This window comes from Pseudarthrobacter sp. AG30 (assembly GCF_003116525.1).
Classification (GTDB): domain Bacteria; phylum Actinomycetota; class Actinomycetes; order Actinomycetales; family Micrococcaceae; genus Arthrobacter.
On record NZ_QEHL01000001.1, the window covers coordinates 285,216 to 298,732 of the forward strand.

Below are 13,517 nucleotides of genomic sequence, written 5' to 3' on the forward strand. Positions count from 1 at the left end.
ATACGCTGGCCGGCGGCATAATCATACCCCGCACCCCGGAGCACTTTTGACGCCCGGTTCCCCGCCGCCGAAGAGGGTGGACAAGACCCCCGCGGCGTAGCACGATCGGAGCTGTGACCAGCAGTCCAGCCGCCGATCCCTACCTCCGGGAACTCACCCAACTCCGCCGCGTCAAGGACCGGATGGACCGGGAGTACGCGCAGCCGCTGGACGTTGAATCCCTCGCCAGGGACGTGCACATGTCCGCGGGCCACTTCAGCCGCCGGTTCAAGCTCGCCTACGGGGAATCCCCGTACAGCTACCTCATGACCCGCCGCATTGAACGCGCCATGGCGCTTCTCCGCATGGGGGACCTCAGCGTGACGGACGTGTGCTTCGCCGTCGGCTGTTCCTCGCTGGGTACCTTCAGCACCCGCTTCAGCGAACTGGTGGGGATGCCGCCCAGCGTCTACAAGCAGGAGGCAGCGAACTCGACGGCGGGGATCCCCGCCTGCGTGGCGAAGCAGGTCACCAGACCGGTCAGGAATCGAGAAGCGCCCGCCCCTGCGCCGTTACTAGCATGACTGCCATGGACATCAACATTTCCTCAACCTTCCTTCCCGCCACCGATCCCGACGCCTCGCTGGCGTTCTACCGCGACGCCCTGGGCTTCGAAATCCGCAACGACGTTGGCCGGGGCACCATGCGGTGGATCACCGTGGGGCCGGCCGGCCAGAAGGACGTCTCCATCGTCCTGCATCCGCCGGCGGTGGACCCCGGCATCACCGACGACGAGCGCCGCACCATCGCCGAAATGATGGCCAAAGGCACCTACGCCACGATCGTCCTCTCCTCCCCGGACGTGGACGCGGCGTTCGCCAAGGTGGAGGCGACCGGCGCCGACGTCGTGCAGGAACCCATCGACCAGCCCTACGGGATCCGCGACTGCGCCTTCCGCGACCCGGCCGGCAACACGGTCCGCATCAACCAGCAGCCTTAGGCATATAACCAGCAACGTATATAACGGACGACGCCGCGGGAGGCAGCCAGCGCAGCCTCCCCGCAGTGCCGCCCAGGACACAGGGGGACACCTTGAGCACCGACACCAGCACCGACGCCGCGCACACCGGAATGCATCTGGCCGACAGCCACGACCTCATCCGGGTCCAGGGCGCACGGGAAAACAACCTCAAGGACGTCAGCCTTGAGCTGCCCAAGCGGCGGCTCACCGCGTTCACGGGAGTATCCGGGTCGGGCAAGAGCTCCCTGGTCTTCGCCACCATCGCCGCCGAATCGCAGCGCATGATCAACGAAACCTACAGTGCGTTCGTCCAAGGCTTCATGCCCAGCCTGGCCCGGCCTGATGTGGACCGGCTGGAGGGGCTCACGACGGCGATCATCGTGGACCAGGAGCGGATGGGCGCCAACCCGCGGTCCACCGTGGGCACCGCCACGGATGCCAACGCCATGCTGCGGATCCTGTTCAGCCGGCTGGGCCAGCCCTACGTCGGGCCGCCCACCGCCTTCTCCTTCAATGTGCCCACCCGCAAGGCCAGCGGCGTCATGAGCACCGAAAAGGGGGGCCGGGTGGAAAAGAACGTGGTCCGCCAGGTGACCTACCTCGGCGGCATGTGCCCGAGGTGCGAGGGCATGGGCAACGTCAGCGACATCGACCGGACCGCCCTGTACGACGATTCGAAGTCCCTGGCCGAGGGCGCACTCACCGTCCCCGGCTACTCCATGGACGGCTGGTACGGCCGGCTGTTCGAGGGTATGGGCCTGCCCATGGACAAACCGATCGCTACGTTCACGGCGAAACAACTGGACACGATGTTGTACGCCGAGCCCACCAAGATCAAGGTGGAGGGCGTCAACCTCACCTTCGAAGGCATCATCCCCAAGATCCAGAAGTCCATGCTGTCCAAGGACGTGGAGGCCATGCAGCCGCACGTGAAGCGGTTCGTGGAACGGGCGGTCACGTTCGCCACCTGCCCGGACTGCGGCGGCACGCGCCTCACGCCGGAGGTGCTCGACTCGCGGATCAACGGCAAGAACATCGCGGACCTGTGCACCATGCAGATCAGCGACCTCGCGCAGTGGATCCGCGGCCTGGACGAGCCCACGGTGCGCCCGCTGCTGGCCGGGCTGCGGGACCTCCTGGATTCCTTCGCGGAGATCGGCCTGGGCTACCTGTCACTGGACCGTCCGGCCGGCACCCTGTCCGGCGGCGAAGCGCAGCGGACCAAGATGATCCGGCACCTGGGCTCGTCCCTCACCGACGTCACCTATGTCTTCGACGAGCCAAGCATCGGCCTGCACCCGCACGACATCGAGCGGATGAACACGCTCCTGCTGCAGCTGCGGGACAAAGGCAACACCGTCCTGGTGGTGGAGCACAAACCGGAGATGATCGCGATCGCCGACCACGTCGTCGACCTCGGTCCGGGCGCCGGTGCCGGCGGTGGTGAGATCGTCTACGAGGGCGACGTCGACGGGTTGCGTGCCAGCGGCACCATCACCGGGCGGCACCTGGGTGACAAGTCCCGGCTGAAGGACTCGGTCCGGGCGGCCCGCGGCGCGCTGGAGGTGCGCGGCGCCTCCACCAACAACCTGCGCGACGTGGACGTCGACGTGCCGCTGGGGGTGCTGTGCGTGGTGACGGGCGTGGCGGGGTCCGGCAAGAGCTCGCTGATCCACGGCTCATTGGCGAAGCGTGACGGGGTGATCGTCATTGACCAGGGCGCCATCAAGGGGTCCCGGCGCAGCAATCCGGCCACCTACACCGGGCTGCTGGAACCCATCCGCAAAGCCTTCGCCAAAGCCAACGGGGTCAAGCCCGCGCTGTTCAGCTCAAACTCCGAGGGCGCCTGCCCCACCTGTAATGGCGCCGGCGTGATCTTCACCGAACTCGGCGTCATGGCCACGGTGGAGTCCACCTGCGAGGAATGTGAGGGCCGCCGGTTCCAGGCCGCCGTCCTGGAGTACACCCTGGGCGGGAAGAATATCGCCGACGTCCTGGACCTGTCCGTGGACGCGGCGCTGGCGTACTTTGCCGACGGCGAGGCCAAAACGCCCGCGGCGCACAAGGTCCTGGAGCGGCTTGCCGACGTCGGGCTGGGCTACATCACCCTGGGCCAGCCACTGACCACGTTGTCCGGCGGCGAGCGCCAGCGGCTCAAGCTCGCCTCGCAGATGGCCGAGGCCGGGGAGATCTACATCCTGGACGAGCCCACGGTGGGCCTGCACCTGGCCGACGTCGAACAGCTCCTTGGCCTGCTGGACCGGCTGGTCGGCTCCGGGAAGTCCGTCATCGTCATCGAGCACCACCAGGCGGTCATGGCGCACGCGGACTGGATCATCGACATCGGACCGGGAGCCGGGCACGACGGCGGCTCGATCGTTTTTGAGGGTACGCCGGCGGATCTGGTGGCCGGCCGGGCCACGCTCACCGGGCAGCACCTGGCGGCATACGTCGGAGCTTGATCCGGACGGTGCCGGCGGTTGACCCCGGCGCCGGTTGCGCCTGCCGGTGGTTGCGCCCGCCGGCGGTTGAGCCTTTCGGTGGTTGAGCCTGTCGAAACCTAGCTCCGCTGGAGCTGCCCCAGGAAGGACACGGTAGCTGCAGCGATCTGCTGCTGTGCGGCCTGCCGGCTGATGCCGGGTTCGCCGTCGCCGGGCTGCGCCCCGTAGTCGCCAAAGAACGCGTGCACCCCGCCCTGGACCGCGGCGAACTCCGTATCCACGGGGAGGAGGTCCCGGGATGCCTGAATCTTGGCGGGGGTGCTGAGTCCGTCCTGGCTGCCGGAGACGGACAGGACGGACAGGCCGGTCCGCCCGCGCAGGGATTCGATCGGGTAGGAAGCGTAGAGAACAAGGCCGCTCACATCGGTGTTGGCCAGGGCGAAGGACGATGCTGATACCCCGCCAAGTGAGTGGCCGCCCACCGCCCAGGTCCTGATGTCCGGGTTGTCGGCCATGGCGCTCCTGGCCTGGCTTCCGTCCAGCAGGCTGAGCCCCAGCGGTTCCTTCAGGATGACCACCCGGTACCCGGCCCCCACGGCGGGGGCCAGGATGTCCTGGTACGCCTTGGCGTCCACCCGGGCACCCGGGTAGAAAACCAACCCCTTGGTGGCAGTCCTGCCCTCAGGTGACATGGTGATGGCGGTGGCTGACTCGGTGACGGCGAGGTCCGACGTCGGGCCCGCCTCCGCTGCCTGGCCCGGCTGGTAGGCGAAGGGGCTTAGCCAGGCCAGGCCGGCGGCGAGCGCCAGCACGGCGATCCTGCCCGCCCAGGCGCCGACGGCCCGGACACGGGAGCGGGGCCGCGGAACATCGCGGCGCACCCACAGCAGGATGGCCCAGACGACGCCGGCCGCAGCCGCCACCAGCAGGATGCCCGGCAGCAGGGGGTGTCCGCCCAGGACTGCGGGATTGCCGGCAAGCATCCACGCGGGAACCAGGATGAGGGCGGCGGCACAGGCCACCGACGCCCAGAAGAGGACGGTCCTGTGTCTGGCGGGCAGAACCCGGGCTGCGGTTGGTGAGGTATCCATGGGTCTGATCTTTCCACCGGGCGGCCGGATTGCGGGGAACGGCATACGCTGGCGGTATGGCTGAAAGCTTCCGGTACGACGTCGAGATCCTGCACCTGCTGGTGTCCCCCGCGCACGCCTACTTCGGCCGTGCCCGGGACGGTGCCGCCGATGTTCCGACCGAAGATGCTGCGCAGGCTGAGGTGGTGGCCGGGAAAGGCATCGTGGGCGACCGGTTCTTCGGCAAGGCCGCCCACATGGACGCAGCGGTGACCCTGTTCGCCGTCGAATCCCTCGAGGCGATCGCCGCCGAGCTGGGCTCGCAGCCGTTCGATCCCCTGCTGACCCGGAGGAACGTGGTGCTCCGCGGGGCGCAGCTGGCGCCGCTGCTGGGCCACGATTTTGCCCTGGAGTCCGGCGGGGACGTGGTGGAGTTCCATGGCGGCAGGCATGCCCAGCCCTGCGCGTGGATGGACGGGATGCTCGCCCCGGGCGCCCACCCGGCCATGCGGGGCCGCGGCGGCATCCGGTGCCGCGCCCTGACCGGCGGGTTCCTGCACCGGGGCCCTGCCGTGCTGGCCAGTCCGGTGCCGCTGGATCCGGGCCGGGCCGGGGAGTCGAGTTTCCTGCGGCCGTCGCGGCTTCCCTAGTAACGCGTACGACGGCGTCACGCACGGCACGCTTTCGGCCCGCCATCGGCGGGGAAGCCCCTGAATCCCTGCCCACCGCCGTCGTGCGCTGCCTGAAAGCGTGCCCCGCGTGACGCGGGTGCGGCCTCAGCTCACATGATGGCGGTGGCGTTGGCCGGGGAGCCGGTGCCGCCGGTGATGTTCAGCGGCTTGATGCTGATGAACGCATCCCACGTGGCCGTGCTGCGCATGTGCCGCGCCAGGGGGCCGAGCCGCCACAGCTCCCCGAGCGGCATGCCGAGCTTGGCCAGGAGCTGCTGGTGCATCATGCCGTGGTCGTTGAAGGCGGACTCTTGGTAGGGACTGTCCGGGACGGCGGGGAGGCATTCGACGGCGAAGTTGTCGGCGGCGACGACGGCGAACCGGCTGTCCCAGGCCCAGGCCACGAACTCCTGCGACTGCGCCACGCCTGTTGCCTTCCGGCTCTCACGGAGGCGCTGTTTCTCTTCCGGGTCCAGCGCGAGGAACCATTCGCACCACCCGGTGTGGAGCAGGAGGATGTCGCCGGGACGGGTGGTCAGGGACTGGGACTCCATGGCTGCCTGAAGCAGGTCAAGGCCCAGCGGTTCCCCGCCTGCATGGTCGATGGGCTCCCCCACGCTTTTCCGGAAACCGTCGAGATCCACCAGGACTCCCCGCCCGGCGATGGGGTGCTCCGCCCATTCCTGGATGCCAAGGTCCGGCGTGCCCTCGGTGATCCGGTGGTCCGGGACGCCGTTGTAGAAGCCAACGTCATCTGCGCGACGGTGCCGGAGCCCGTCAATCTGCGTCGACCCTTGGAGGTAATACCCGTCCAGGTAGTCGTCCCGGTGGGCAGGGTGGGAGGAGTAAATGGTATGCCGGGGCGCGCTGCGTTTGAGCGACATCCCCGGGTCAAAGGCATCTGCGGGATAGTCCAGCCCGAACACGGTCCCGGACCGGATGCTGTTCCTGGCCTCGAGGAGGGCAGCCGGCGTGATGAAGGACGGCGTGCCCCTGCCCGGTTCGGGGAACAGGCCCCACGATGCACCCGCCAGGTTGCCCTCCCTCGCCAGGAGCTCCGCGAAGGTGGGAAAGGTTCCGGGTGCGGTCATCGGGTGGTGGCTTCCTGCTGCTGTTCGGCCTGTTTCCGGGGGCGCTGGTAGCTGAGCAGGAACCCGGCCACGGCGCACACCGATGCGGCAATGCACACGGGCGGCTTGACGTAGGTGTTGAAGAACTCGAGCCAGGCGTTTTGCCCGGCCACCAGGCCCGCGGCCTGCCCGGCAACGAACAGGACGCCGCCTGCCAGGAGGACGCCAAGGGTGAGGGTGAAGACGGTCTGGATGAACCTTCGGGGTGTGTTCATGGTGGTTCCTTAGATGGGCAGGATGCCGAGAATGATCAGCACGCCGATGACCAGCAGGGGCAGCGCATAGTGGGTGAGCAAGCGGGCGAAGGTCTTGATGGGGTTGACGTCCGCGATGCCGCAGGCCACATAGAGCGGTGCACCACCGGGCGGCACCGCGGCCTCGCAGGAGGAGAAAATGAGGACGGCGACGGCGGCAGTGGTGGCAGGCACCCCGGCCGCCACAAGGGCAGCCACGCCCACCGTTCCCACGGCGGCCATCGTGGCGGTGGCGGACAGGGGGGCTGCAACGGCGATGACGATCAGTCCGATCAGGATGGCAAGCAGCCACAGTGGCAGGTTCAGCCCGTTCAGCAGGGCGGTCATTTGCTTGGGCAGGCCGGTGGCGGCGAGCGCGTTGGCGCCGGCGAAAGCGAAGAGCACCGTGACGCCGACGATGCCGAACCGTGGGGCCGAGCCCTGCAGCAAGGTTCCCCAGTCCCGGCCGGTGCGGGGCAGCTGCTTCCTGCCCAGCAGCGCACCCGTGATGAGGAGGACCACCGGGATCCAGACGATCACGCTGACGGACTTGCTGACGTCGCCGCCGGTCCAGTCGGAGAGGGCCGGGGTGAGGAACCCGGAGGTGACTGCCAGGGGGATGGCGACGACGACGAACAGCAGGAGCGTGGCCCATCCCTGGCCGAACGCGGTCCGGACAGACAGGCGGTGGGCGGCGTCGAGCGGCGCCATTCCGCTCTTCCTGATGAGCAGCCACGTGACGATGAGCCGGTGCAGGAAGCACCACAGGCCGCCGAACAGCAGGGGAAGGACCAACGCGTTGATGTCCAGCAGGGCCCCCACCGTGGCCGAGCCGACGAGGACGAACATGGAGGCGCTGAACGGGAAGGTGATGCCCATCCCGGCGTTCCCGGCCACGAGGGTTGCGGCAGCCGGCTTGTCTAGCTTGGATTTTTCCATCCAGGGGATGGTCACGGAGCCTACCGTTGCGGCGATGGCGGCCTGGTTGTGGACCACTCCGCCCAGGCCTGCCGAGGCCACGGTGGAGACCCAGGCCGGACCGCCCTTGACTCCGCCGATCACGGAGTTCAACAGGTCGATCAGCCGGTCCAGGACGCCGCCCTTGTCCAGCAGGTAGCCCATGAAGACGAACGCCATGGTGGCGTAGACAATTTCGTCGGTCGCTGCCGAGGAAAGCGCTGACCAACCAACCTGTGCCGCGGCGGCTCCGGTAAACGGCAGCACCACCAGGAAGCCCAAGATCATGGCTTCCCCCACGCTGCGCTTGATCGCCGTCGTCCAGAGCAGGATGACGGCAAGGTAGGCGCCAAGTGCCCAAATGCCGATCATGCTGCTGCTCCTGTCGGCGGAATGCCGGTTGCTGTTGACATCACGTATTTCCCGTTCTTGATTGTGCCCTGCTGTGCGGTCAGCGCAAGGCCGGTTCCGTGGCCTGCGCCATCCGGGCGAGGGCGGCGGCGGAGGCGGTGGTCATCTCGGCCGGGACACCGAGGTCTGAGAGATAGTTGGCGGTGTCCTGCATCTCCTTGGAGCGGCGGACGGCATGCTTGGCGGTTCCCGTGAGGAACCTGTCGATGACGGCCTGGCCGTCCCCCGCCAGCTGGTTCGCGATCTGGCCGCGGATCCACTCCTCCAGGCCTGCCGCGTGGCCGGCCTGGACCGCTTCGACCACCACGGACGCCAGGCCCTTCATGAGCACGCTGCGGAGCAGTTTGTGGGCCATCGCTGCACCGGGCTCGCCGTCGGCGATTTCCACCTGCACGCCGAGCGGTCGCAGCAGTTCCGCAACGGCCTGGGCGCCAGGACCGCTCACCATGAGCGGGGTCTTTTCCCCCAGGGCGGAGACGGGTCCAAGGATGGCGACGTCGGCAAAGCGGGCTTTGCTGGGCAGCTGTCCGAGTTCCTGCATGACGCCCGGGGAAGATGATGTGAAATCGGCGTAGACGCTGCCGTCACCCAGGACCGGCAGGCATTCCTGTGCCACGCTGCGCGCAGCGGCAGCTCCGGTCATCACCAGGACGATCTCAGCCCCGGCACAGGCCTCGGCCGCCGTTGCCGCCCGGGAAACACCTTCCGGGGTAGTGGCGGCAACGGGATCGAACCCGCTGACCTGGTGGCCCGCAGCTGCGAGCGCTGCGGCGTAGGTGGCTCCGGCTTCGCCGAGGCCAATGACGGTGCACGCTGTCATGGTTTGCTCAGTTCTTTCTCGTGACGATCTTGGTGGTGTGGCATTTCAGTTGCGGGCGGCGACGATTGCCTGGCGCCGGCCGGTTTCATCAGCGAACACGGCCTCGGCCGCGTCGGCGACGACGGCGGCCTGGTCCCGGGGGATGACCACCACGCCGTCGGAGTCACCAACGATGACATCGCCGGGCAGGACGGGGACGCCGCCGAAGGCGACGGCGCTCCCCAGCCTGAAGGGGCCATCCTTGTAGGGGCCGGCGGGCGAAGTAGCCCGGGCGAAGACGGGCATGCCGATCTCGCCCAGCGCCTCGGCGTCGCGCGCTGCTCCGTCCAGCACGAAGCCCGCGACGCCGAGGTTGATGGCGCGCTCACCGATCAGTTCACCAAGGAGGGCGCGGGATTCATCTGCGCCGCCGGCGACCACGATGACGTCTCCGGGACGGGCCAGCTGCAGCGCTGCGTGGATGCCCTTGTTGTCGCCGGGCCGGGTCCACACGGTGAACGCCGGTCCGGCGAGCTTCGCCCCGGGCCAGACGGCCTGGATGGCGGAGTCTGCGACGCCGAGCCGGTCCATGGCGTCGCCGATGTTGGCGGCGGGCAGCTTGGCGAGCCGGTCCACGATGCCTTGGTCGGGGCGGGCGAAGTCGGCGGTGGTGTCGATGGCTGGAGTTGTCATGGTCGATTCCTTAGAGATGCGGATCAGTCTTTTTTCTGGACCAGCGGAAGGACCTTCTTGAAGTCGTCTTCCTGGCCTGCCCAGAACTGCTGGTAGTCGGTGCCGTTGAGGTAGCTGGTCTGCAGGCCCAGGTCCTTCATCTTCTGCACCACTGCCGGGTCTTCGATGGCCTTCTCGATGGCGGCTTCGAGCTTCTTGGCCACGTCAGCGGGGAGCCCGGCGGGAGCGGAGTAGCCGCGGGCAGTCCCCGCGGTCAGGTCGTAGCCGGACTCCTTGAATGTGGGGATCTCCGGCAGTGAGGGGGCGCGGTCCCCGGACATGACACCCAGCACGCGTGCCTTGCCCTGCTTGCTGAAGTCGTTCACGTCGCTGACGTTGGCCACCAGGACGTCAACATGCTTGCCCAGGAACGCGGTGGTGGCCTGCGAGGCGCCCTCGGAGAAGTGGACCGGCGCGAACTCCGAGCCGGTGCTTTCCTGGATCTGGGCCAGGGCGAAGTGTTCGCCGGTCTGGATGCCGGTGGTGCTGGCGGTGAGTGACTTCGGCTTGGCCTTGACCGCGTCGAGCAGCTCTTTCAGGGACTTGTACGGGCTGTCCGGCTGGACGGCGATAACGGTGGGGTCGATCACCTGCCGGCCCAGCGGCTGGAAGCTGTCCCTGGTGTACTTGGCGCCGCGGGCCGGGTCCAGGGGTGAGACCACCACCGAGGGGGACCCGGTGGCACCGATGGTGTAGCCGCCCGGCTTGGCACCGGTCAGCGCCGTGTAGCCGATCTGGCCGCCGGCACCTGGCTTGTTGATGACCTCAACGTTGGTGCCGAGTTCCTTTTCGAGGACCGGCTGGATGAGCCGGGCGGCGGTGTCCACGGCACCGCCCGACGAGAAGGCCACGATCAGGTCAATGGACTTGCCCTTCTTGGGAAAGTCGCCGGCGGCCGCACCGGAATTGCTGGCTCCGGCGTTGGCGCCGCAGCCGGTGAGGGCGAGCAGGGACGCAGCTGCGACGGCTGCGAAAATCTTTTTGCGTGACATGGTTCTTCTCCTTTGAAGGGTGCGGGTGCAGGGATTGCGGGTGTGGAGTCAGGCCTCCGGGTCCTCCATGAGGGCCTTGGGCTTGCGGAGTTTGAGCAGCGGACTGCAGATGATGAGCAGGCCGATGCCGATCAGGACGGCGGAGATGGGACGGCTGGTGAAGACGGTGAAGTCGCCCTGGGAGATTTCCAGCGATTCGCGCAGGGAGCGTTCCATCAGCGGCCCGAGCACCAGGGTGAGCACCATCGGAGCCAGGGGGATGTCGAGGTTCCGCAGTGCCAGGCCAAGGAGGCCGAAGCCGATCATGACATAGACATCGAAGACGCTGAAGTTGATGGTGTAGGCCCCGATGACCATGAACACGAGGATCACGGCCGTCAGGATGGGGGTGGGCACGCGGAGGATGGAAGTCCACAGCCCCACGAGCGGGACGTTCAGCAGCAGCAGGAGGACGTTGCCGATGAAGAGGCTGGCGATGATGGCCCAGGCGATCTCCGAGTGATCCGTGAACAGGCTGGGTCCCGGGGTGAGGCCCTGCTGCAGGAACGCTCCCATCAGCACGGCGATGGTGGGCGAAGCGGGAATGCCAAGGGTAAACAGCGGGATGAGGGCAGCGTTGGCGTGGGCGTTGTTGGCGGTCTCCGGACCGGCGACGCCTTCGACGGCCCCCTTGCCGAGCTCGTGGCGGAACCGGGAGAACCTTTTCTCCGTAGCGTAGGAAAGGAGCGAGGACACGGACCCGGTCATGCCGGGAATGAGGCCCAGGCCGAAGCCGACGCCGGTGCCGCGGGCCATGGCGGGTGCACTGCGGCGCCATTCCGTCCGCGACGGGAACAGCTGCCGGAAACCGGGGGCATGCACCACCGGGGTGGGCTCGTTCCGGCGGAAGGAGAGGATTTCGGAGAGCCCGAAGACGCCGACGATGACGGCAACGAAGCTGACCCCGTCCATCAGGTTGTCGATCCCGAAGGTGAAGCGCGGTGCTCCGGCCACGGGATCGATGCCCACCATGGAGATCAGCAGGCCCAGGGCGCCGGAGATCAGTGCCTTGACCATGGACTTTCCCGCCAGGGCGACCAGCAGCGAGATGCCCACCACCATGAGCGCGAAGAATTCGGGCGGCCCCACCAGCAGGCCCATCTCACCAAGCGGCTTGGCTGCGGCCACCAGGCCGACTGTTGCGATGGTGCCGCCGATGAAGGAACCGACGGCGGCCAGCGTCAGTGCCGCTCCGGCCCTTCCCATTTTTGTCATGGCATAACCGTCGATGGTGGTGATGGCGGAGGAGGCTTCGCCGGGAGTGTTCAGCAGGACGCTGGTGATGGTGCCGCCGTACTGGGTTCCGTAGAAGATGGCACACAGCATGATGATGGACCCCGCGGGGTCGAGGTTGAGCGTCAGAGGGATGAGCAGTGCCACCCCTGCCACGGGGCCGACGCCGGGCAGGACGCCGATAATGGTGCCAAGCAGGCAGCCAAGGAAGGCAAACAGCAGGTTTTGCCAGGTCATGGCGGTGGCAAATCCGCCGAGCAGTTCGTTGAGGGTTTCCATGCCTAGAGTCCGATCAGGTTCAGCGGAGTAAATGCCGATACGGGAAGGGCCACGTTCAGGCCGTAGTTGAAGGCGTAGAAGGCACCGACGCTTCCCGCCAGGGCGATGATCAATGAGGGCACCCATGCCCGGCGTCCGCGGATTTTAAGGTGGTAGAGCAGGAACGCGAACATGCTCAGCTGGAAGCCCAGCAGGTCCATGACCGCTGCCAGGATGACCAGGCTGGCCACGATGGAGATGACCACCCCTTTGTCCACGCCCTCGCCCTTGGCGCTGGGCCGGCGGAGTTCCTGGAGGAGCCAGATGGCCGACATCGCCACCAGGAGAGCCCCCATGGCGAAGGGGAACAGGCCGGCACCGGGGCCCAGGGACGTCCAGAGCCCCAGGCTCACCGAGCTGACCAGGACATAGATGCCGACGGCGGCGAAGGCGCCGATCCCCGCCAGCACACCGCGGGCAACCCGAATGGTGCTCCCCGTTTTCGTCGTGACTGACTCCGTTGTCATGAGTTTCCTTTTCACAGCGCGTCATTGCGTTTCATAGAATGAAACTATATTGCGTACTGAGAAATAGTGACAGGAGACACAAGGACTGTCAAGCGCAAAGAACTTACATAGAATGAAAGAATGGCGACCACGACTTCCACCACGGCCGGCCCGGCAGAAGAGGGCCCCAAGTCCTCGAACATGCGCTCCCTTTCCAGGGCCATGGAGGTCTTCGCCGAGCTGCAGCGGGCCGAGCGGCCGCAGCGGCTCAGTGATCTGGCACGGAATTGCGGCATGAGCCTGCCCACCACGCTGCGGATCCTGCGGGTGCTGCAGGATTTCGGAATGGTGAGCCAGACGGACAAGTCCTACCGGATCGGCCCCGCCGTCCTGCCCGCCGCACGGAGCTTCCTGGAGAACGATCCCCTGGTGGTCGCTGCCCGCCCCGTCCTGCAGCAGGTCGCATCGCAAACCGGGCTGACAGCGTCGCTGTACTCACGGCTCGGCTTCGAGCGCATCCTGGTGGCCCGCGTCGACGGCGAGGCGCCCCTCCGCTACGATCTCCCGCTGGGCAAGCGGCTGCCCCTGACCCTCGGCGCCGCAGGAAAGATCCTGCTGGCATCCGCGTCCGATGACGAACTTCAGCAGGCGGTGGCGGCAGCTGCTGCAGCCGGCCAGGAAGACGCCGATCTGACGGCAGAGGAACTGCGCGCGCGGCTCCCTGAACCCGGAACCGACTACGCGTTCTCCGCCGACGAGCGTGCCACCGGCGTCCTGTCCGTGGCCATGGCCGTTCCCAACCGGACGGGCCGGCCAACCGAATCCATGTCCCTCACCAGCCCGGTGGAAGCGGCCAGCGAGGCCACGCTGAAGGCCGGGGTCCCGGAGCTGCGCCGCGCCGCAGTCCGGCTCTCCGAGCTCCTGGAGGGCTCGGTCTACTGAGCGGGCCCGGGACGTCGGACCGCCAGGAAACCATCCCGTGAGACGCCAAATGCCCGGCTGGGCTCCCCCTGCCGGGCATTTGGCGTGGCGGCCGACCCGGCGA

14 protein-coding genes are annotated in these 13,517 nt (G+C 67.6%); 5 read left to right on the forward strand and 9 right to left on the reverse strand.

Annotated features, from left to right (window positions below):
- The first annotated feature begins 113 nt into the window (after positions 1-113).
- The 3 genes from DC347_RS01365 (at position 114) to DC347_RS01375 (ending at position 3,462) form a co-directional block, all read left to right on the forward strand.
- Complete coding sequence (locus DC347_RS01365) at positions 114-563, forward strand: helix-turn-helix transcriptional regulator (protein WP_109044182.1); 450 nt, start codon at positions 114-116, stop codon at positions 561-563.
- Positions 560-979, forward strand: coding sequence for a VOC family protein (locus DC347_RS01370; RefSeq protein WP_109044183.1), 420 nt, complete (start codon positions 560-562; stop codon positions 977-979). Before DC347_RS01365 ends, DC347_RS01370 begins: the two co-directional genes overlap by 4 nt.
- Positions 980-1,110: 131 nt before the next feature.
- Positions 1,111-3,462: an excinuclease ABC subunit UvrA gene (locus tag DC347_RS01375; RefSeq protein WP_109044242.1), complete on the forward strand. Its 2,352-nt coding sequence runs from the start codon at positions 1,111-1,113 to the stop codon at positions 3,460-3,462.
- A gap of 98 nt (positions 3,463-3,560) precedes the next feature.
- On the opposite strand, the gene DC347_RS01380 is transcribed toward DC347_RS01375, so the two are convergent.
- Positions 3,561-4,532: an alpha/beta hydrolase gene (locus DC347_RS01380; RefSeq protein WP_109044243.1), complete on the reverse strand. Its 972-nt coding sequence runs from the start codon at positions 4,530-4,532 to the stop codon at positions 3,561-3,563.
- A 56-nt stretch (positions 4,533-4,588) separates the two neighbouring features.
- On the opposite strand from DC347_RS01380, the gene DC347_RS01385 reads away from it, so the two are divergent.
- On the forward strand, positions 4,589-5,161 hold the full coding sequence (locus DC347_RS01385; protein WP_018763337.1) for an MOSC domain-containing protein: 573 nt from the start codon (positions 4,589-4,591) through the stop codon (positions 5,159-5,161).
- 131 nt (positions 5,162-5,292) lie between these two features.
- Here DC347_RS01385 and DC347_RS01390 read toward each other — a convergent pair whose 3' ends face one another.
- The 8 genes from DC347_RS01390 to DC347_RS01425 all read right to left on the reverse strand — a co-directional run bounded on the left by DC347_RS01390 (position 5,293) and on the right by DC347_RS01425 (position 12,493).
- Entirely contained in the window at positions 5,293-6,273 is a 981-nt protein-coding gene (locus DC347_RS01390; protein ID WP_109044184.1) for a cyclase family protein, read from the reverse strand.
- Entirely contained in the window at positions 6,270-6,527 is a 258-nt protein-coding gene (locus DC347_RS01395) for a hypothetical protein (protein WP_018763339.1), read from the reverse strand. Before DC347_RS01395 ends, DC347_RS01390 begins: the two co-directional genes overlap by 4 nt.
- 9 nt (positions 6,528-6,536) lie before the next feature.
- A complete protein-coding gene (locus tag DC347_RS01400) occupies positions 6,537-7,874 on the reverse strand; it encodes a TRAP transporter large permease subunit (RefSeq protein ID WP_109044185.1) in 1,338 nt (445 codons plus the stop codon).
- Between the two features lie 79 nt (positions 7,875-7,953).
- Positions 7,954-8,733, reverse strand: coding sequence for an NAD(P)-dependent oxidoreductase (locus tag DC347_RS01405; RefSeq protein ID WP_109044186.1), 780 nt, complete (start codon positions 8,731-8,733; stop codon positions 7,954-7,956).
- A 45-nt stretch (positions 8,734-8,778) separates the two neighbouring features.
- Entirely contained in the window at positions 8,779-9,405 is a 627-nt protein-coding gene (locus DC347_RS01410) for a methyltransferase (protein WP_109044187.1), read from the reverse strand.
- A gap of 23 nt (positions 9,406-9,428) precedes the next feature.
- Positions 9,429-10,436, reverse strand: coding sequence for a tripartite tricarboxylate transporter substrate binding protein (locus tag DC347_RS01415; RefSeq protein WP_109044188.1), 1,008 nt, complete (start codon positions 10,434-10,436; stop codon positions 9,429-9,431).
- A gap of 48 nt (positions 10,437-10,484) precedes the next feature.
- Positions 10,485-11,987, reverse strand: a complete 1,503-nt coding sequence (locus DC347_RS01420) for a tripartite tricarboxylate transporter permease (RefSeq protein WP_018763344.1) — start codon at positions 11,985-11,987, stop codon at positions 10,485-10,487.
- 2 nt (positions 11,988-11,989) lie between these two features.
- The gene (locus DC347_RS01425; RefSeq protein WP_109044189.1) at positions 11,990-12,493 is read right to left on the reverse strand and encodes a tripartite tricarboxylate transporter TctB family protein; all 504 of its coding nucleotides are present in this window, start codon (positions 12,491-12,493) and stop codon (positions 11,990-11,992) included.
- Positions 12,494-12,613: 120 nt separating this feature from the next.
- On the opposite strand from DC347_RS01425, the gene DC347_RS01430 reads away from it, so the two are divergent.
- Positions 12,614-13,414, forward strand: coding sequence for an IclR family transcriptional regulator (locus DC347_RS01430; RefSeq protein ID WP_109044190.1), 801 nt, complete (start codon positions 12,614-12,616; stop codon positions 13,412-13,414).
- Positions 13,415-13,517: the final 103 nt, after the last annotated feature.

What these genes read in the sequence shown, in the direction of transcription:
- DC347_RS01370 (WP_109044183.1), top strand. Translation starts at nt 560, where the DNA reads ATGACTGCCATGGACATCAACATTTCCTCAACCTTCCTTCCCGCCACC.
- DC347_RS01375 (WP_109044242.1), top strand. Translation starts at nt 1,111, where the DNA reads ATGCATCTGGCCGACAGCCACGACCTCATCCGGGTCCAGGGCGCACGG.
- DC347_RS01380 (WP_109044243.1), bottom strand. Translation starts at nt 4,532, where the DNA reads ATGGATACCTCACCAACCGCAGCCCGGGTTCTGCCCGCCAGACACAGG.
- DC347_RS01385 (WP_018763337.1), top strand. Translation starts at nt 4,589, where the DNA reads ATGGCTGAAAGCTTCCGGTACGACGTCGAGATCCTGCACCTGCTGGTG.
- DC347_RS01390 (WP_109044184.1), bottom strand. Translation starts at nt 6,273, where the DNA reads ATGACCGCACCCGGAACCTTTCCCACCTTCGCGGAGCTCCTGGCGAGG.
- DC347_RS01395 (WP_018763339.1), bottom strand. Translation starts at nt 6,527, where the DNA reads ATGAACACACCCCGAAGGTTCATCCAGACCGTCTTCACCCTCACCCTT.
- DC347_RS01400 (WP_109044185.1), bottom strand. Translation starts at nt 7,874, where the DNA reads ATGATCGGCATTTGGGCACTTGGCGCCTACCTTGCCGTCATCCTGCTC.
- DC347_RS01405 (WP_109044186.1), bottom strand. Translation starts at nt 8,733, where the DNA reads ATGACAGCGTGCACCGTCATTGGCCTCGGCGAAGCCGGAGCCACCTAC.
- DC347_RS01410 (WP_109044187.1), bottom strand. Translation starts at nt 9,405, where the DNA reads ATGACAACTCCAGCCATCGACACCACCGCCGACTTCGCCCGCCCCGAC.
- DC347_RS01415 (WP_109044188.1), bottom strand. Translation starts at nt 10,436, where the DNA reads ATGTCACGCAAAAAGATTTTCGCAGCCGTCGCAGCTGCGTCCCTGCTC.
- DC347_RS01420 (WP_018763344.1), bottom strand. Translation starts at nt 11,987, where the DNA reads ATGGAAACCCTCAACGAACTGCTCGGCGGATTTGCCACCGCCATGACC.
- DC347_RS01425 (WP_109044189.1), bottom strand. Translation starts at nt 12,493, where the DNA reads ATGACAACGGAGTCAGTCACGACGAAAACGGGGAGCACCATTCGGGTT.
- DC347_RS01430 (WP_109044190.1), top strand. Translation starts at nt 12,614, where the DNA reads ATGGCGACCACGACTTCCACCACGGCCGGCCCGGCAGAAGAGGGCCCC.